The sequence below is a fragment of the Variovorax sp. J31P207 genome, from assembly GCF_030316965.1.
In the GTDB taxonomy this organism is placed as follows: Bacteria; Pseudomonadota; Gammaproteobacteria; order Burkholderiales; family Burkholderiaceae_C; genus Variovorax; species Variovorax ginsengisoli_B.
Genome location: NZ_JASZYN010000002.1, coordinates 428,421 through 446,398, shown reverse-complemented (window position 1 = coordinate 446,398; position 17,978 = coordinate 428,421). Strand labels below are relative to the sequence as shown.

At 68.2% G+C, this 17,978-nt stretch carries 17 protein-coding genes; 7 read left to right on the top strand and 10 right to left on the bottom strand.

Going from position 1 to position 17,978, the window contains the following annotated elements; genetic code table 11:
- Nucleotides 1-33: 33 nt before the first annotated feature.
- The 3 genes from QTI68_RS07700 to QTI68_RS07690 form a co-directional block, all read right to left on the bottom strand.
- Nucleotides 34-1,377, bottom strand: coding sequence for an LLM class flavin-dependent oxidoreductase (locus tag QTI68_RS07700; protein ID WP_286520734.1), 1,344 nt, complete (start codon nucleotides 1,375-1,377; stop codon nucleotides 34-36).
- Nucleotides 1,378-1,490: 113 nt separating this feature from the next.
- The gene (locus tag QTI68_RS07695; RefSeq protein WP_286520733.1) at nucleotides 1,491-2,753 is read right to left on the bottom strand and encodes an acyl-CoA dehydrogenase family protein; all 1,263 of its coding nucleotides are present in this window, start codon (nucleotides 2,751-2,753) and stop codon (nucleotides 1,491-1,493) included.
- Between the two features lie 130 nt (nucleotides 2,754-2,883).
- Nucleotides 2,884-3,636: a TetR/AcrR family transcriptional regulator gene (locus QTI68_RS07690; RefSeq protein WP_286520732.1), complete on the bottom strand. Its 753-nt coding sequence runs from the start codon at nucleotides 3,634-3,636 to the stop codon at nucleotides 2,884-2,886.
- A 159-nt stretch (nucleotides 3,637-3,795) separates the two neighbouring features.
- Here QTI68_RS07690 and QTI68_RS07685 point away from each other — a divergent pair, with 159 nt between their 5' ends.
- From QTI68_RS07685 to QTI68_RS07655, 7 genes are all read left to right on the top strand, one after another.
- Nucleotides 3,796-4,635, top strand: coding sequence for a fumarylacetoacetate hydrolase family protein (locus QTI68_RS07685; protein WP_286520731.1), 840 nt, complete (start codon nucleotides 3,796-3,798; stop codon nucleotides 4,633-4,635).
- A 90-nt stretch (nucleotides 4,636-4,725) separates the two neighbouring features.
- Nucleotides 4,726-5,673, top strand: a complete 948-nt coding sequence (locus QTI68_RS07680; RefSeq protein ID WP_286520730.1) for a VOC family protein — start codon at nucleotides 4,726-4,728, stop codon at nucleotides 5,671-5,673.
- A 41-nt stretch (nucleotides 5,674-5,714) separates the two neighbouring features.
- Complete coding sequence (gene mhpA / locus QTI68_RS07675; RefSeq protein ID WP_286520729.1) at nucleotides 5,715-7,364, top strand: bifunctional 3-(3-hydroxy-phenyl)propionate/3-hydroxycinnamic acid hydroxylase MhpA; 1,650 nt, start codon at nucleotides 5,715-5,717, stop codon at nucleotides 7,362-7,364.
- 35 nt (nucleotides 7,365-7,399) lie between these two features.
- Nucleotides 7,400-8,650, top strand: a complete 1,251-nt coding sequence (locus QTI68_RS07670) for an MFS transporter (protein WP_286520728.1) — start codon at nucleotides 7,400-7,402, stop codon at nucleotides 8,648-8,650.
- Nucleotides 8,651-8,706: 56 nt separating this feature from the next.
- The gene (locus QTI68_RS07665; protein ID WP_286520727.1) at nucleotides 8,707-8,964 is read left to right on the top strand and encodes a helix-turn-helix domain-containing protein; all 258 of its coding nucleotides are present in this window, start codon (nucleotides 8,707-8,709) and stop codon (nucleotides 8,962-8,964) included.
- 3 nt (nucleotides 8,965-8,967) lie between these two features.
- Nucleotides 8,968-10,293: a M16 family metallopeptidase gene (locus QTI68_RS07660; RefSeq protein ID WP_286520726.1), complete on the top strand. Its 1,326-nt coding sequence runs from the start codon at nucleotides 8,968-8,970 to the stop codon at nucleotides 10,291-10,293.
- Between the two features lie 107 nt (nucleotides 10,294-10,400).
- Nucleotides 10,401-10,661: a hypothetical protein gene (locus tag QTI68_RS07655; protein ID WP_286520725.1), complete on the top strand. Its 261-nt coding sequence runs from the start codon at nucleotides 10,401-10,403 to the stop codon at nucleotides 10,659-10,661.
- A gap of 23 nt (nucleotides 10,662-10,684) precedes the next feature.
- Here QTI68_RS07655 and QTI68_RS07650 read toward each other — a convergent pair whose 3' ends face one another.
- From QTI68_RS07650 to allB, 7 genes are read right to left on the bottom strand one after another with little or no spacing between them, the layout of a single operon-like run.
- The gene (locus tag QTI68_RS07650; protein ID WP_286520724.1) at nucleotides 10,685-11,104 is read right to left on the bottom strand and encodes a DUF3830 family protein; all 420 of its coding nucleotides are present in this window, start codon (nucleotides 11,102-11,104) and stop codon (nucleotides 10,685-10,687) included.
- A gap of 20 nt (nucleotides 11,105-11,124) precedes the next feature.
- Nucleotides 11,125-12,633 carry an amidohydrolase family protein gene (locus QTI68_RS07645; protein ID WP_286520722.1) on the bottom strand — a complete coding sequence of 503 codons (1,509 nt, stop codon included), beginning with the start codon at nucleotides 12,631-12,633 and terminating at the stop codon, nucleotides 11,125-11,127.
- Nucleotides 12,630-13,682 (bottom strand): ABC transporter substrate-binding protein, encoded by a 1,053-nt coding sequence (locus QTI68_RS07640; protein WP_286520720.1) that lies wholly within the window; start codon nucleotides 13,680-13,682, stop codon nucleotides 12,630-12,632. Before QTI68_RS07640 ends, QTI68_RS07645 begins: the two co-directional genes overlap by 4 nt.
- A 44-nt stretch (nucleotides 13,683-13,726) precedes the next feature.
- Nucleotides 13,727-14,506: an ABC transporter permease gene (locus tag QTI68_RS07635; RefSeq protein WP_286520718.1), complete on the bottom strand. Its 780-nt coding sequence runs from the start codon at nucleotides 14,504-14,506 to the stop codon at nucleotides 13,727-13,729.
- Nucleotides 14,503-15,393 carry an ABC transporter ATP-binding protein gene (locus QTI68_RS07630; protein ID WP_286520717.1) on the bottom strand — a complete coding sequence of 297 codons (891 nt, stop codon included), beginning with the start codon at nucleotides 15,391-15,393 and terminating at the stop codon, nucleotides 14,503-14,505. The genes QTI68_RS07635 and QTI68_RS07630 overlap by 4 nt, the downstream gene beginning before the upstream one ends.
- A gap of 8 nt (nucleotides 15,394-15,401) precedes the next feature.
- A complete protein-coding gene (gene atzD, locus QTI68_RS07625) occupies nucleotides 15,402-16,520 on the bottom strand; it encodes a cyanuric acid amidohydrolase (protein ID WP_286520716.1) in 1,119 nt (372 codons plus the stop codon).
- Nucleotides 16,517-17,977 carry an allantoinase AllB gene (gene allB / locus QTI68_RS07620; protein ID WP_286520715.1) on the bottom strand — a complete coding sequence of 487 codons (1,461 nt, stop codon included), beginning with the start codon at nucleotides 17,975-17,977 and terminating at the stop codon, nucleotides 16,517-16,519. The genes atzD and allB overlap by 4 nt, the downstream gene beginning before the upstream one ends.
- Nucleotide 17,978 lies beyond the last annotated feature (1 nt).

The window sequence follows — 17,978 nt, the reverse complement described above, 5'->3', positions numbered from 1 at the left end:
CTCAGCTATGGAAGGCAGGTTGTCTGAAATGGCTCAGGCCGCGGCGCGCTCGGCGCCGCGGCCCACGGGACGCGGCAGGCCGAAGTGGTCGCGCAAGGTCTCGCCTTCGTACGCGGTGCGAAAGATGCCGCGCCGCTGAAGCAGTGGCACCACGCCATCGACGAAGGCCTGGAGGCCGTCCGGCAGCACATCCGGCATGAGGTTGAAGCCGTCGGCCGCGCCGGCCCTGAACCAGCGCTCGATGTCGTCGGCGATCTGTTCCGGCGTGCCGACGATCACCCGGTGCCCGCCGCCTCCCGCGAGTTCACGGATCAGCTCGCGGGTCGTGAGGTCGAGGCGCCTTGCGGTCGCGAGCGTGGCATTGAAGAAGGTGTGGTTGCCGTTGCCGCCACCGGGCAGCGACAGGTTCTCGGGAAGCCGCTGGTCGAGCTTGAGCCGGTCGGGCGTGATGCCTAGGATGCCGGCCAGCCTTGTCAGGCTGTAGTCCCAGGGGATCAGGTCGACCAGCTCGTCGCGCCGGCGTCGCGCCGCCGCCTCGGTGTCGCCGATGATGGTGGTCAGGCCCGGCAGCACGCGCAATGCCTCGGGGCCGCGGCCCAGCGCCTCGGCGCGGGACTTGAGGTCGCGTGCATAGGCCAGCGCTTCCTCGAAGGACTGCGAGGCCGAGAACACCGCTTCGGCATGGCGTGCCGCCAGCGCGCGGCCGTCGCCGGAGCCGCCGGCCTGCACCAACACCGGGTGGCCCTGCGGCGTGCGCGGCAGGTTGAGCGGCCCGTGCACCGAGAAGAACTCGCCATGATGGGCGATCGGCTGCACCTTGGCGTCGTCGACGAAGCGGCCCGCGGCCTGGTCACCGATGAAGGCGTCGTCCTCCCAGCTGTTCCAGAGCGCCTTGACGATGGCGGTGAACTCGGCGGCGCGGGCATAGCGCTGCGCATGCTCGGGCACCGCGTCGCGGCCGAAATTGCGCGCCGATGGCAGGTCGGCGGTGGTGACCACATTCCAGCCCGCGCGTCCGCCGCTCAGGTGGTCCAGCGTGGCAAAGCGCCGGGCGATGTTGTAGGGCTCGTTGTAGCTGGTGGAGGCGGTCGCGATCAGCCCGATGTGGCGGGTCGCCGCCGCCACGCTGGCCAGCAGCACGGTCGGCTCCAGCGCCGTGATCGGCCGGAAATGGATCTGGTCGACGATGGCCGCGTTGTCGGCCAGGAACACGGCGTCGAGCTTGCCCGCCTCGGCGATCTGCGCCACGCGGATGTAATGCTGCACATCGATGAAGGCACGCGGGTCGCTGCCCGCCGGCCGCCAGGCCGACGGCAGGAAGCCCGAGTGCAGGATGTTGACGTTCAGGTGCAGGCTGCGCCGCACGGGTGCGATCATGGTTTGGTGACCCTCGGGATGGGAACGCGAAGGCCTGGATTGTTCGACCGATCGGGGCCGGGCGAAAGAAGGGATTCGAGTCTGCTTATGCGCACAAGGCGAAAGGCAGGCGCTCAGAACAAGCCGGTGGTCGGCGGTCCCTCGCCCTTGAGATGCCAGGCGCCCGCTGCGGCGGCCTTCCACTGGCGCGGATTGTGGTTGGCCACCGTGCGCGCATTGCGCCAGTGGCGATCGATGTTGTGGCGTCGGTCGGTGGCCGAGGCCCCGCCGACGTCGAAGGCGAGCTCGGAGGCGCGCAGGGCGGCTTCCGCGGCGAAGTACTGGGCCTGGGCGACCGCCACCGAAGCCTCGGTCAATGCGGGGTCGCTGAGTCGATCCGCCCAGGCGGCATCGATCGCATCGGCGGCGCGCAGCACGGTGGCTTCGGCGGCATAGGCCTGCGATGCGATCTGGCCGACGGTCTCCTGCACATAGGGGTCGTCGACCGACTTCTCGGCGCTGCTGTGACGGATCGGCCGCGCCCGATGCTGCGCGAAGTGCACGGCGTCGTGCAGCGCGTTGCGCGCGATGCCGGCATGGACCGCCGCCAGGAACAGCTGGAACAGCGGGGTGACCGGATTGCGCCGGTCGCGCTGGATGTAGGGCGGACGGATTTCCTCGGCAAGCACCACGGCGTCGTGGAAGCGCGTGGTGCCGCTGGCGGTGAGGCGTTGGCCGATGGTGTCGAAGTCGTCGACCAGCTCGACGCCGGCGCGTTCGCGTGGAACGATGAAGTGGGTCTCCTTGCCTTCCTCGTCGAGCGCGATGGAGGCGATCCAGTCCGCGAACAAGGCGCCGGTGCTGTAGTACTTGGTGCCGCTGACACGGAACTGCTCGCCGTCGGGCCGGATGCGCGCGCTGATCGCGCCGTGTGCGCCGCCGCGCTCCACGCCACCGTTGCCGAAGATGTCGCCGGCCAGCAGCAGGGGAAACCAGTGCCGGCGCTCCTGTTCGCTGCCCGCGAACAGCAAGCCGTCGATGATCCCGTAGTTGGGCCGCAGGGCCTGAGCGATGTTCGAATCGACGGTCGCGAGGTCGATCACGAAGCGGATCACGTCGTGCACCGAAGCCCCGGGTCCGCCGTACTCCTTGGGGATGCGAAACGTCAGCAGGCCGGCCGCGGCGATGCGGCGCACCAGTGCATAGGGCAGCTCGCGTGCCTGTTCGCGGGCGGCGGCAGCTTCGGCGATCTCGGGCAGCAGTGCGGCTGCGCGTGCGAACAGCACGGTCGCATCGCCGGCCGCTGGTGCGGCTTGCTGGCGGGGCGCGGGGTGACTGTTCGACGAGGGCCGTGAAGAGGCTTCGGCGTCGGGCAACGCTTCGGGGGAGGAAGGCATGGAGATCCTGAAACGAGGGCGGCGACCGGGGTGCCCGGCGGTACGCGAAGCCAGGGATCTTAGGCAGTACGACGCATCGGAATCCGAATATGGAAGCGCACTTTTCTTCGCTGCACCGGTGCGAACGGCTTCAAGAAGGGCGGGGGTCGGGCGCTCGCACGGTCTGCCGTCTGGCGCTCGCTCCGGATGCCTTCGGACTGGCTTTCAGGCCCGAGAAGATCGGGCCCTCCACTGCGCCTGGAATCTCGAGCGGCATGAAGGCAATGCGGTCGGCTTCGGCAGGCGCAAGTCCGAAGCCGACCAGCACGCTTCGCAGGATGAGCTCCGGATGGTTGGCGCGCGTGGGTTCGGTCAGCATCGTCTCGATGCCATAGAAAATGGCGCCGAGCACGATGTCGCGCGCCACGCGCACGCTGTCGACGGTCAAGCGGTTCTTGCTCTTGGCGAGTTCCAGATCGCGCGTGAGGTAGATGTCGATCAGCTGCCCACGCGTGGCGATGCGCGTTCCGACCTGCGTGATGAAGCTCCCCCACACCGGATAGCGCAAAGCCATCTGCATGTAGAGGCGGGTGCCGGCTGAAAAGCGCTCGACCGGATCGTCGAGGTGGAGCACCAGCGGATCGACGATCTGGAGCACTTCGTCGCTCATGGCGGTCGCGAGCGCCAGCAGCAGTTCGTTGGTGGTCTTGAAGTGGTTGTAGAAGGTGCCGCGCGACACCCCTGCCGCAGCGATGAAGTCGTCGATGACGGCCGAATCGGGCCCCTTTTCAGTGAAGACCGCCAAGGCACTTTCGAGCAGACGCAGGCGGGTTTTCTCGCGCCGCTGCGCACCGACCCTCACGCGGTGGTCTTCCCCCTTCGATTCACTGGTTTGCTCTGTCATCGGTGTCGAGCGTACACGAGGCACATGCCCCGGATGCGCGTGCTTGCTACCTAGGGAAATCCCTGCCATTTTGCTCTCTTTGTCATATTGACGATAACGTCAAAACGGATAGAGTTCGTTCTAGACAAACAGTCTAAATCAACACGGAAGGCAAACACCATGAAGCTGCTACGCCACGGCCCCGTCGGGGCAGAAAAACCCGGTGCACTGGACGCTGACGGTCAAGTGCGAGACCTCTCGCTCCTCGTTCCCGACTTCACGCCCGACTGGATGTCGCCCGCGAAGCTCGAAGCATTGAAGGCGATCGATCTGAACCGCATGCCGCTGGTGCCCGCAGGAACCCGGCTCGGCGCCCCGGTCGCCGGCACCCGGCAATTTGTCGCGATCGGGCTCAACTACCGCAAGCACGCGGCTGAATCCGGCCTCGAGATTCCGAAAGAACCGGTGGTCTTCACCAAGGCGCTGACCTCGCTGGCTGGCCCCAACGACGACGTCGAGTTGCCCGAAGGCTCGGAAGCGGGCGATTGGGAGATCGAACTCGGGTTCGTGATCGGCACCCAGGCGAAGAAGGTCTCGATCGCCGACGCGCTGTCGCACGTGGCCGGCTACTGCCTGGCCAACGACGTTTCCGAGCGTGACTGGCAGATCAAGCGCAACGGCCAATGGGGCAAAGGCAAGAGCTTCGACGGCTTCGGCCCGATCGGCCCCTGGCTCGTGACCAGTGACGAGCTGCCCGATCCGCAAGAGATTCCGCTCGAACTGGCAGTCAACGGCGAGACCCGCCAGCGCAGCAACACCGCCGACATGATCTTCCCGGTGGCCGAGATCGTCTCCTACCTCAGCCAGTTCATGACCCTGCTTCCGGGCGACGTGGTGATCACCGGCACGCCCGAGGGCGTAGGCCTCGGCGTCAAGCCGAATCCCGTGTTCCTCCGGCGAGGCGACGTCATGACCCTCAGTGCCGGTCCGCTCGGCACCCAGCGCCAGCAAGTCATCTGACCCACCTGGGTCGGACGAATCCCAACGAGAGACAAGGCCGTGCTCTGCACGGTCACGGGCGGAGCTTTGCCCGACGACATGGAGATAACGATGACTCTGAACCAAGGCAAACGAGAGCCGCTGCTGGCTGTGCACTCAGTCGACGAATTCGTCTTCAGCGTGCCGGACCTCGGCGAGGCGCGGCACTTCTACACGAGCTTCGGCCTGGACGTGCGAGAGGAAGGCGAAGAACTTGCACTCCATACCTTCGGCCACCCGCATCGCTGGGCCCGCGTCGTCCGGGGCCCGACCAAGCGCTTGCTCTGGCTCAGCCTAGGCATCCATGCAGACGACCTTCCCCGCTTCGAGCGCCACCTGGCGCAGCAGGAGGTCGAACGCATCGCACCGCCCTCGGACGCAGGCACGGAAGGCATCTGGATTCAAGGGCCGGATGGCCTGGCGGTGCAACTTCGTATCGCCGCCAAGAGTTCGCCTTCGCAGCCCTCCCCGAGGGAACTCCCACCGGAGAGCGCGAACGCCGGTCGCTCGCCGAGCCGCAGCAAGGCACAGCCGACGCGACCGCTCTATCTCTCGCACATCCTTCTGTTCAGCGCTGACGTGGATCGCGCCCGCCGGTTCTACGAGGATGTGCTGGGCCTGCGGCTTTCGGACAAATCGGGTTCGGTGATCGCCTTCCTGCACAGCCCGCACGGCAGCGACCACCACCTCATCGCGCTGGCGAAATCCGAAGGCCTTGGCCTGCACCACAGCAGCTGGTGCGTGCCGTCCATCGATGCCGTCGGCATCGGCACGCAGCAGATGGCGCAGGCCGGTTATCCGCGAGGCTGGGGCATCGGGCGACATGTGCTGGGCTCCAACTACTTCCGCTACGTGCGAGATCCGTGGGGCAGCTACGCCGAGTACTCGTACGACATCGATTTCGTTGCGCCCGACAACCAGTGGCCTGCGGCGGACCACCCGGGCGAGGACTCCCTCTATGTCTGGGGGCCGGAGCTGCCCGAGGACTTCATCTTCAACCACGAACTCGCGAACCGCTGAGCCACTGATTCACCGACCGAACCCACGCCCAGGAGCACATCATGACCGCACAGATCCCCCTCTACGACGTCGTCCAGATCGGCTATGGCCCGGTCAGCGAGATCATGGCCCTTGCGCTGGCGCGCCAAGGGCGCAGCGTGGCCGTGTTCGAACGCTGGAAGGTGCGATTCGCACTGCCTCGCGCCGTGTGCATCGACCACGAGTTGTACCGGGTGCTGTCCGCCCTGGGCATGAGCAAGGACCTGCCCGCGGTCAGCCACAAGGGGCCGATGTACCGCTGGTTCAATGCCGAGTGGAAGGAACTGCTGGCCATCGACTGGGAGTCGGAGTCGATCTCCGGCGGACCGGAGGTCAACTTCGTGCACCAGCCGACGCTGGAGAAGATGTTCGAGGATGTCGTGCAAGCCTGCCCGAACGTCGAACTCAACCTCGGCTGGGAGGCCATCGAAGCGACCCAGACGCCGGACTATGTCGAGCTGGTGGTGCGCGACTTCGAAACCGATGAACGCCGCACCGTGCGCGCCAAATACCTGATCGGCGCCGATGGTGCCAACAGCCTGGTCCGGCAGGCGATCGGGTCGACCCAGGAGGACCGCGGGTTCGAGGCCGACTGGCTGGTGATCGATGTGCTGCCGAACGAAGGCGTGACGCTCGACATTCCGTCCGCAGCGCAATGGTGCAATCCGGCGCGCCCGACGACCATCGTGCCCGCTGGCGTCAAGGAGGGCCGCTACTTCCGTCGCTGGGAGTTCATGCGCCTGCCGCACGAGACGCGCGAAGAGCTCGAGCACGAGCATGTCGCCTGGGACCTGCTGGCACCTTGGGTCAAGCCGGACCAGGCAACGATCGTGCGGCACAAGGTCTACACCTTCCGCTCGCTGCTTGCCAACACCTGGCGCAAGGGCCGGATGCTGATCGCCGGCGACGCGGCGCACGTCATGCCGCCCTTCATGGGGCAGGGCATGTGCGCCGGCTTGCGCGACGACTGGAACCTGGCGTGGAAGCTGAACCTGGTGCTGGACGGCAAGGCCGACGACAGCCTGCTCGACACCTACCAGCCCGAGCGTCGTCCCCACGTGAGTGACGTCATCGACCTGTCGATGTACCTCGGCAAGATCATCTGCATTCCGGATGCGGCCAAGGCGGCGGAGCGCGACCAGGCCTTCTTCAGCGGCGAGGTGCCGCCGCCGCCGGCCTTCCCGAGCCTGACGGCCGGCATCCTGCGCCGCGGCGCGGACGGTGCGGTGCAGGCGCCGGCCGGATTGCTCAGTCCGCACGGCCGGGTACTGGCCGGTGACCGCGAGGGGCGTTTCGACGACGTCGCCGGTCTTGGCTTCCTGCTGGTGTCGCGCAGCGATGCGGCCGAGGCGTCGCTCGGCGAAAGGCAGCGTGACTTTCTCGACCAGCTCGGCGCCAAGCGCGTGCAGGTCGCCGCGCGCGCTTCGACGGCGAGGGCAGGGGTGCTGGTCGACCTGGACGACAAATTCATCCCCTACATGACGCAGCATGGCATCGACACCATGCTCGTGCGGCCGGACTTCTACCTGTACGGCGCAGTCGCCAACGCCGACGAAGTCAACACGCTGATCGACGACCTCGCCGCGGACTTGCACCGTCACGGCGGGCGGCTGGATGGCGCGCCCATGCGGTCGACGACGCAAGCCGACGAGCCGCTTGCCATTCACGCCTGACACGACCGCAACCCGAAGACCGAAGGAGACAAGCCATGAACACCGACATCGCCGCCCAACCCCTGAGCCGCCCGGCATCGCGGAGGAGCCCGAGTTACGAATGGAAGACCGTCACCCTGCTGTGCCTCGGCTTCGGTCTGGTCGGCATCGACCGCTTCATGATCCTGCCGCTGTTCCCGGTGATCTCGAAGGAGCTGAACCTCGACTATCAGGATCTCGGCCAGATCACGGGCGTGCTGGCCATCGCTTGGGGCGTTGCAGCGCTGTTCATGGGCAACCTCTCCGATCGCGTCGGCCATCGCAAGGTGATCATTCCCGCGATCGTCGTTTTCTCGCTGCTGGCCGGGCTCAGCGGGCTCGCTGCCGGTGTCGGGAGCTTGATGATCATCCGAGCGCTGATGGGTGTGGCCGAAGGCGCCTACACGCCGGCCAGCATCGTCGCCACCATCGACGCCTCCAAGCCGAGTCGCCAGGGCATGAACGTCGGGATCCAGCAGGCGGCCTTGCCGCTGTTCGGCCTGGGCATCGCACCGATCCTGGTCACGCAGCTGCTGAAGGTGGTGGAGTGGCACTGGATCTTCGCGATGGTCTCCGTTCCGGGCCTGGTGGTGGCGTACCTGCTGTTCCGCGGGCTTCGCGATCCCGACCCGAAATCGGCCGCGGCGCACACCGCGACCCGGGATGCGACCACTCATCCCTGGACCGACGTCTTCAAGTACCGCAACATCCCGCTCAACATGATCGGCATGCTGTGCTGGCTCACCAACCTCGTGGTGCTCAGCGCCTTGCTGCCCAGCTACCTGATCGACCACCTGCACCTGACGCTCGAACAGATGGGCTATGTGCTTTCGGCCATCGGCTTCGGCGGCACGCTGGGCACCTTGGTGATGCCGGCCTTGTCCGATCGACTCGGCCGCAAGCCCGTGATGATCATCTCCGTCGTCGGTGCCGGCATCGGCCTGTACTTCCTCATGCATGCGGGGGCTGAGCCATTCGCACTCTTCGCCAGCCTGGCGGCGACGCTCTTCTTCGTCTTCAGCATGATCTGTCTGACCGTCGGGCCGATCAGCGCCGAGTCGGTGCCCGCCACGCTCATGTCGACCGCCTCGGGCATCGTGATCGGCACCGGTGAGATCTTCGGTGGCGGCATCGCACCCGTGATCGCCGGCTACGTGGCGCACCACTACGGCATCCAGTACATCATGCATCTCGCCGCGATCGCGCTCGTGGTCGGGTTCGTGGTGGCGCTGCTGCTCGAAGAGACAGCGCCTGCTCGGCGCCGCTGAACCTTTCCTCGGGTCGTGTCCGCGCCGCGGGCCGCGGGCGCAGCGACAATCCACCCATGACCCAAGGCAAGCGCATCTCTGCAGACATCGGCGGCGACGCCCTGCAATCCATCCGGGAACTGGGGGCGGCGGCCCGGCTGGCCCGAACGGCGGCCGGGGAGGGCCAGGCCGCCGCCGCCGCGCGCCTGGGCGTGCATGTGCAAACCATCGGCCGCATCGAAGCCGGGGAGCCCGGCGTGGCCATCGGGCACGTGCTGGGCCTGCTCGCGCTCTATGGCATCGGCGTTGGGCTGCAGCGGCCGGAGGGCGGCTGAACCATGAATCCGCTGCCGTCGAAGCGCCCCACCGTCGCCCTTCACACGCTTGCGAACGGGGTGAGGCTGCTCGCCATCCCCATGCCCCATGTGCAGAGCGCCAGTGTGGGGGTGTTCCTGCGCGTCGGCTCCCGCGACGAGACGCCGGCCACCAACGGCATCGGCCATGTCCTGGAGCACATGGCGTTCAAGGGGACCGCAACCCGCTCGGTGCAGGCCATCAACCTGGACGCGGAACGGCTGGGCGCGGATGTCAACGCGTTCACCGGCAAGGACACCACCGGCTACTTCATGACCGGCCTGGGCCGCCATGCGGAGCATCTGCTGCGCATGACGGCCGACATCGTCCTGAACAGCACATTTCCCGACAACGAATTGCAGCGCGAGCTGGATGTGATCCGCCAGGAGGCCATCGAGTACGAGGAGGACCCCGAGGATTGCTCCAGCGACCTGCTCGACCGCGCCATCTGGGGTGACGACCCGATGGGCATGCCGGTGATCGGCACCATCGGCAACATCGAAGGCTTCACCCGGAACGACCTGGTCGGCCACGTGCAGTCCCGCTACGTCGCGCAGCAGACCGTCGTCGCCGCGGCCGGCAACTTCGACGTCGAAGCCTGGGTGGCGCTCGCCGGGGAACTCTTCTCAGCGATGCCCGCGTCGGCCGACCTGTCCGTCTCGCGACCGCCGGAGCCGGCGAGGTATGTCGGCCAGGCCATGGCCCGGCGCTTCACGCAGGTGTCGCAGGTGTTCCTGAACATCGCCTACCCGCTGGCGCCCGCGCGGCCGGAGGAGATGTCGCAGCCGCGCTGGCGCCTTGCGGCCGCGCTGGCGGCCAACCTGTTCGGCGGCGGGATGTCGGCGCCCCTGGTCGACACCGTCCGGGAGCAGCTCGGCCTGGCCTACACGGCCCATTCCACGGTGGACAGCGGGGACGTCTGGGCCAACTTCGCGGTGCATGCGGTCACGACCCCGGACAAGCTCGACGCGCTGGTGACCGCGACCGGCCGCCTGCTGCGGGCGCAGGCCACGACCATCGATCCGGTGCACCTGGAGCGGGCGAAGAACCAGTTGACCGTGTCTCGCGTGCGCGCCGGAGAGCGGACCTACGCGAGCATGGAGCAGGCCGTCGAAGAGCTCTTCGCCAGCGGATGCGTGACGCCGATGGCCGAAGCGATCGCCATGATCGACGACATTCGGGCGGAAGAAGTGCGGGCGGTCTTCGAGCGGATGCTGGCCCACCCCCCGGCGCTGGCGATCACCGGCAAGGGCGCCAGCGTGCGAGGGGCGCGGCAGCTGGCGGCGCGCCTGGTCGACGGCGCCCGTTAGCGGACAGACACGTTCTGGCTGAGCGGATGTGCCCCAGGTGTGCCGAAACGCACAGACAGCCGGACGAGTTCACGGAAAAATGGGCACAGCTCTTCAGGAGACGGACCATGAACTCCATCGATCGGCAACTGGCGCGGAGCCCCACGCGGGGGCTGCAGAAAGCGCTGATGGCGCTGGGCATCGCCCTCGCAGCGCTCGTGAGCGCGATCGTGCTGGTCCTGAATCCGCAACCGTTTCCCTACCCGTCGCAGGTGCCGCTCGCCTGCAGCGTGGTCGACACCCACGGATCGCCCAAGGTCGCCATGGTGCGAGACGTGAGCCCCGTTTCCAGGCGCACCGATGAGGTTGCCGATGCCCGGTGTGCGTGAGGTGGACCCGGGAATCCGGGCGGCTAGCCAAGTCCGTCCAGTTCGAACAGCACATCCTGCGCGCCTTCCCACAGCACCTTGGTGCCGAGCGCGCGCAGGTTCTCCTTGCCCTCGACGATCGTCAGGAAGTGATTGCCGGCGAGCTGGCCCAGCTTGCTCGCGAAGCTGCAGGCGCCGTAGGCCAGGATGATCTCGGTCTCGCTGTAGCCGCCGGGGTAGAACAGGATGTCCCCCACCGAGGGGTGGCTGGTGTGGTTCTCGAAGCCGACGCCGAGCTGGAATTCGCCCAGCGGCACCCAGCAGCCTTCGCCGCTCCAGCGCACGTGGATGAGCCGCTGCCGATAAGGAAGCAGCTTGCAGAACGCCGCCACGGTGAGTGGTGCGTCGGGATGGGTGACGGCGACGAAGTCGAAGCCGCCGGCGGTGATCTTGATGCGGGTCATGTCTCGGTGTTTCCTGGAAGTCAGCCGCAGCAGCCGCCCATGCGGCCGTCGCGATAGAAAGGGGCAAGGTCTTGCGCGAGCGCAGCCACGGTGGTGCGCCAGCCGCCGTGCGCGGCGTCGGCGGCCAGGGCGGCGCGCGTGCGCGCGAGCAACTCGGCGCGCAGTGCGGCCTCGTCGATGCCGGTCACCCGGCCCGCCTCGACCACGGTCCGGCCGCCGACGATCACGTCCACGATGTGCGTGCCGTTGCCGCGCGCCAGCAGCAGCGCGAGCGGGTCGGTGTCGGCGAACAGGGCATCGTCATCGAGCGCGTCCCAGTCCAGCAGCACGATGTCGGCAGGTGCGCCGGGCGCGATCCGGCCGTTCGACAGTGCGGCGGCGCCCGACACGCTGCGGGGGCCGTTGCGCGACGCGAAGCCCCAGAGCTGCCCGGGCGTCATCGTCGTGTCGAAGCCCCAGCCGCGGTGCAGCGCATAGGCCAGGCGCGCCTCGCGCAGGGCGTCGTCGTCCTCGTCGAAGGCCATGCCATCGAGCCCCATGGCCACGCGGCAGCCCTGCGCGAGCATGCCGGGCAGCGGAGCGATGCCGGACTTCAGGCCCAGGTTCGAACTGGTGTTGACCGCGATGGTCGCGCCGCGTTCCGCAATCAGTGCCAGTTCATCGGGCCGCGCCCAGGCGCAATGCGCCAGCGTGAGGCGCGGGCTGAGCAGCCCGATGCTGTCGAGGAACTTGACGATGCCGTCCGGATGCACCCGGTCGGCCCATTGGCGCTGGTACCGGGTCTCCAGCAAGTGCATGTGCACCGGCCGACCGGTGTCGGCCGAAGCCCGCGCAATGGCTTCGAGCAGGGGCGTGCTGCACCATTGCACGGCCGTCGGGCCGTACTGCACGGCGACGTGGTCGCCCCATCCGTCGTCCTGCACCATCGCGGCGACCTCGTCGACCAGCGCGAGCTGCTGCGCGGGCGCCACCGGTTGCACGGCGAGCCGCTTCGCGACCGCGTCGCGGATGCCCGGGCGCACGGCGCTCAGAACCGTGGCGTCGTCGCAATAGGCGATGCCGTTGCGGTCGCGCATGGCCACCGCGAAGCCGATCCTCACGCCGACGTCGCGCGCGGCCCGTGCCACGGCGCGCGCTTCGTCCACGTAGGGCATGCCGCCCTGCACCCGGGTGTAGTGCACCATGAGGTGGGCGACACCGTTGCGCACCGAGCGTGCGAACGAAGTCGCGGCGCACAGGTACGGGTCCATGCCCGGCACGACGGCGAGAAAGGGCAGCCAGCTTTCCAGCGGCTGGTTGAACGCGCCCAGCGTGGCGCTGCGAAAAGTGCGCGCATGGTCGTGGGCGTTGGCGAGCGCCGGCAGCGCCAGCCTGCGGCGGCCGCTGCCCGCGCCCGGCCGTGCCTCGATGGAGGCCACGCGCCCTTCCGCCAGTCCGACGCGCACATCGCGCCGCGCGGGCTCCGCGCCCGGATCGGCCAGCAGCCAGTCGCAGTCGAGAAAGGCGGCGCCGGTCGCGGGCGTCGTCATGGGGCCGCCACCCTGCGCTCGGCCAGCGGCGGCAGGAAGCGGCGGTCGAAGACCTCGGCAGCGGTCGGCACGCGGGGCAGTTCGAACGCTTCCTGCACCTGGATGAGGGAGCGCGCGAAGCGCGCATCGCTGACGTCGCCCAGGCCGATGGCGGCGGCTTCGGGTGTCAGCATCACGGTTTTCAGGGTGTACATGAGGCGGCGTTTCTCCAGGTCCTTGTTCAGCAGCGGCTCGCGCTTCATGAGGGCGGCGATCGCGGCGTCGGGGTTGGCGATGGTATCGCGCAGTCCCTTGTGGATGGCGCGCACCAGCCCCGCGACGGCCTGGGGGTTGTCCTTGACGAGCTTCTGCGACACCAGCACGCCGTTGCCATACAGCTCGACGCCGAGGTCGCCGTAGTGGAACCAGCGGATGTCCTTGTCGGGGTCGATGCCCTGCGCCACCAGGTTCATGTAGCTGGTGACCGAGAACACCGCCGAGCCGTCGACGTGGTCTTTCAGCATCATCTGCTCCTGCAGGTTGGGCGCCACGTTGGTCCACTTGACCTTGGCCGCGTCGACGCCGCCCTTGCCCGCGATCACGGGAAACATCCGCGAGGCCGCACCGCCGGCCACGGTGCCGAGCGTCTTGCCTTCCAGGTCCTTCAGCGTCCTGATCGGGCTGGTCGACTTCACGATCAGCGCGAACGGCGCCCGGTTGTAGATCATGTAGACCATCACCGGCGCGGTGCCCGGCTTGGCGACGGCGTTCTGGATGATGGCGTTGACGTCGCCGAAGCCGGCCTGGTAGGCACCGGCCATCACCTTGGTCACGGCAGCGGCCGAGCCGTCGCCCTGGTCGATGGTGACCGCCAGCTTCTCCGCGGCGAAGTAGCCCTTGTCCTCGGCCAGGTAGTACCAGGCGTGGATGCCCTGAAGCTTCCAGTCGAGCACGAACTTGATGGGGGTGACGGGCTGCGCCGCGGCCGGGCGAACCGGCAGCCAGGCGGCGAGCGACGCCAGTGCGGCGAAGGCGAAGGCCGCGGCGCGGCGCGAAAGACGGTGGTGCATGAAAGCTCCAGGGTGGGATGAGGAAAGAAGGGGCCGCGACAAGCTCATGCCATCGCCATGTCGGTCTTGCGCTGCGCCCAGCCGGTCATGCGCTGTTCGACCAGCGAGGACACGGCGTAGAGCGCCACGCCCATCGCGGCCAGCAGGAAGAGCCCGGCGAACACCATCGGCACGTCGAAGTTGCCGCTGGCGATCATCATCACGGTGCCGATGCCCTTGTTCGACGCCACGGTCTCGGCCAGAACGGTGCCGACGAAGGACAGCGTGATCGCGATCTTGAGCGAGGCGAACAGATAGGGCAGCGTGCGCGGCAGGCCGACGTTCCAGAGGATGTCGCGCTTGCGGGCGCCGAGCACGCGCAGCACGTCCTCCAGTTCGGGCTCGGTGCTGGCGAGTCCGGTCGCGACGTTGACCACCACCGGAAAGATGCTGATCACCATCGAGGTCAGGATCGCCGGCACCGTGCCGGCGCCGAACCACACCACGAACAGCGGAACCACAGCCACCTTGGGGATGCTCGAGAAGCCGACCAGCAGCGGATAGGTGACGTCGTAGGCGAGCCTGGACGAGCCGATGCCGACGCCGATGACGATGCCCGCCAGCACGCCGAGCACGAAGCCGGCGAAGGTGGTGTAGAGCGTCTGCACGGCATGCGGCCACAGCAGCGGCATCTTTTCGATCAGCACGTTCGCGATCTGGCTCGGCCGCGGCAGGATCAGGTCGGACACGCCGAAGGCCAGGCAGGCCAGCTCCCACAGCAGGAAGAAGCCGATCAGCGCGCCGGCGGACAGCAGGCGCTGGCGGGTTCGAGGGGAAATGTTCATGCCGCCACCTCTTCCAGCGAGGCGACCGTGGTCGCGGCCGCGGCGGGTGGCGTGGCATCGCCGTCACGCCGCGCGTCGGCGATGCGCATGCGCAGCTGCTGCACCAGCGTGGCGAACTCGGGCGCATAGCTGCTCTCCAGCGTGCGCGGCCGGGCAAAGCCGACCTCCCGGGTCTCCAGGATGCGGCCGGGCCGCGAGCTCATCACGCAGATGCGGTTGGCCAGGTAGGCGGACTCGCGCAGATCGTGCGTCACCAGCAGCACGGTGGGGCGCCGGTCCATCCACAGCGTCTGCATGATGTCCCACAGCTCCTCGCGCGTGAACTGGTCGAGCGCGCCGAAGGGCTCGTCGAGCAGGAGGAGCTCCGGGTCGTGCACCAGCGCGCGGCACAGCGACGCGCGCTGCAGCATGCCGCCCGACAGCTGCCAGGGCCGCTTGTCGCCGAAGCCCTTGAGCCCGACCTGGGCGAGCAACGCCTCGACGCGGTCCTTGTACTCGCCGTGCCTCTTCTTGCCGAAGTGCTGGCGGAACGGCTCGACGATCTTGAGCGGGATCATCACGTTGTCGCGGATGGTCAGCCACGGCAGCATGGTCGGGTTCTGGAACGCGAGGCCGATGCGCAAGCGCGGCGCCTGCGACGCATGCGCGCCGCCACCGGGCAGCGTGCCGGCCGCGCCGACTTCGCGGCCGCCCGCGATCACGGCGCCTGCGCTGGGCCGCAAGAGGCCGGCCACCAGCTTCAGGATGGTCGACTTGCCGCAGCCGCTCGGGCCGACCAGCGCCACGAAGTCGCCCTCGTCGATGCCGAGCGTCGTGTGGTCCAGTGCGATGGTGCCGCCGCCGTAGCGCAGCATCACGTCGGAGAGTTGGATGTAGGCGTTGCCCATGGCAGCTTTCAGAAGGATGGAATGGCGAAGATGGCGGCCACCGGCCCGCCGCCGGGTGGCCCCTGGTGTTCGGCACCGCCCGACACGTAGAGCGCCGTCGACCCGACCACCGAAGCCAGCACGCCGCCGACGGCCGCACGCGCGTGCCGCGTCGAGTGGATGTCGGAGTCATTGAGCATGGTGTGGCGCGCCTCGCGCACGAGTCCGCCGGGACTCGCCTCGGCCTTGGCCAGCAGGTTGACCAGCCGGCTCGTGACGAGGTCGGCATCGGCCTCCGGGTCGAGCCCGAAGCGCTCGCGCAGCATGCGGCGCACGCTGTTGCCGTCGATCGCGTCCTGCATCACCGTGTGCGCGATGCGAAAACGCGAGGCACTGCCGGCCGCCTCGCCGAGCACGATGACCACGTTGCCGTCGAGTTCGATGCCGGCCGAGCACGAAGCCCGCGCCGAATAGAGCGTGCCGTCGTGCAGGATCGCCGCCTCGTCGACAGCTGCGAACTCGCCCAGGGCGAGGCCGACGCCGAGCGCCGAGGCGCCGCGCGACCAGCCCATCGACTCATAGGTGTCGCGCGTGACGGTGGCTGCGCCACTTTGCTGCGCTGCACGGATCCTGGCCGACGTGAGCAACGGGCACTTGACCTGCACGAAGTGCACGTCCGCCGCGTCGTCGATGCCGGCATCGCGCATCGCCGCCTTCACCGCCTCGGCGGTGGCCTCGACCTGTGCCATGCGTCCGAGTTCCTGCGGAGCGAAGTCCCGCGTATGCGCGATCCCGACCACGAGGCGCTTCTCGTGCGTCACTTCAGCCGCGCCGGCCGGCCCGCGCGCGAACACCGTGAAATGCGGCGACAGCACGCCTTCGGTGCCGCCCGACATCACGAGCGCCACGCGTCCATGCACCTGCGCGGCCGTGCAGTCGAGGTGAGGCGCCAGGAAGTGGCACCAGGCCGTGGCCGCGAAATCTCGCGTGTGGTCGTTGACGCAGCCGTTGCCTTCGGTCTTTCCCATCACGGCGATGATCTGCTGGGGGTCGAGGCGCCTCGCGTCGACCAGCGCCTGCACGCCCGACAGATCGGCCGGCCCGTCGCAGGGCACGCGGAACACGTCGACCTTCTGTGCGGCGCTCACAGTGCATCCACCAGCGGTTTGGCGTTCGCCGGAATGCCCTCGGGCGCCTCGACGATGGCGCTGCTGTAGTGTTCCATGTTGCGCGGCTTCGCAGCCGGCATCTTCTGGATGCCCTTGACGGACCGACCCCAGCCCGCCGCGTCGGCGACGAGCTTGCCGTCGCGCATCACGAAGCGGCCGCGCAGCAGGGTGTGAAGCGGATAGCCTTGCACCGCCCGGCCGTTCCATGGCGAGATCTTGCTGATGCTCTGCAGCTTGTTCTGCGACAAGGTGCCGGTGCGCGCCATGTCGACGACCGCGATGTCGGCATGGGCACCGGGCGCGATCACGCCCTTGGTGCCATACAGCCCCCAGGCCCGGGCCGGCGCCACCGAACTCCAGCGGACGTAGTCCATCAGCGAGGCACGGCCGCGATTCACCTCGGTCAGCATCAGCGGCATCTGCGTCTCCACGCCCGGAAAGCCGCAGTCGCATTCCCAGATGCTCTCGCGCGTCTTTTCTTCGGGTGTGTGCGGCGCGTGGTCGGTGGCGATCATGTCCAGGGTGCCGTCCATCAGTGCATCCCACAGTGGCTGGTTGTGGCGCGGTTCGCGGATCGGCGGGTTCACGCGCATCACGCCACCGAGCTTGCGCATGTGGTCGGTGTTGAGCAGCAGGTATTGAGGGCAGGTCTCGGCCGTGACGTCGACGCCGCGGCGCTTGAACTCGCGCAGCAGGTAGAGCGAATCGGCCGCGCTGTGGTGCGCGATGTGCACGCGCGCGCCGGTCCACTCGGCCAGCGTCAGCACGCGGTTGATGGCCTCGATCTCGGCCACCGCCGGTCGGGCCGCCAGGTGTGCCATCGCGTCGATGCGGCCGGCGTCCTGCAGGCGCTTCTGGCGACGGAAGAGAATCGACGAGTTCTCCGCGTGCACCACGGTGCGGATGCCCAGCGGCGCGAGGATCTCGAAACCTTCGAGCAGCGCGCCGTCGGTCGGTGCCGGCAGGTTGCCGAAGGTGTTGCCGACGAAGGCCTTGAAGCTCGTCACCCCGGCGTCGAGCAGCGCTTCGAGCTGGTCGATGCTCTCGTCGCCCAGCAGGCCGTGGATGCCGAAGTCGCAATACGACGACTCGGCCGCCTTCAGCTTGATGCGCAGCGCCTCCACGGTGCCGGTCGGCGGGTGGGTATTGGGCATCTCGAAGACCGTGGTCACGCCGCCCATCGCGGCAGCGGCGGAGCCGGTCTTCCAGGTCTCCTTGTTCGGATAGCCGGGGTCGCGAAAGTGGACGTGGCTGTCGATGGCGCCGGGCAGCAGGTAGAGGCCGTCGGCGCGCATCTCGGTGCGCGCGGGCGGCATGGTGTCGTCGTGGCCGACGGCGACGATGTGCTCGCCGGCAATCGCCACCGAGGCTTCGATGATCTGGTCCGGCGACACCACGCGGGCGCCACGGATGACGAGGTCGACTTCTCTGGTCATG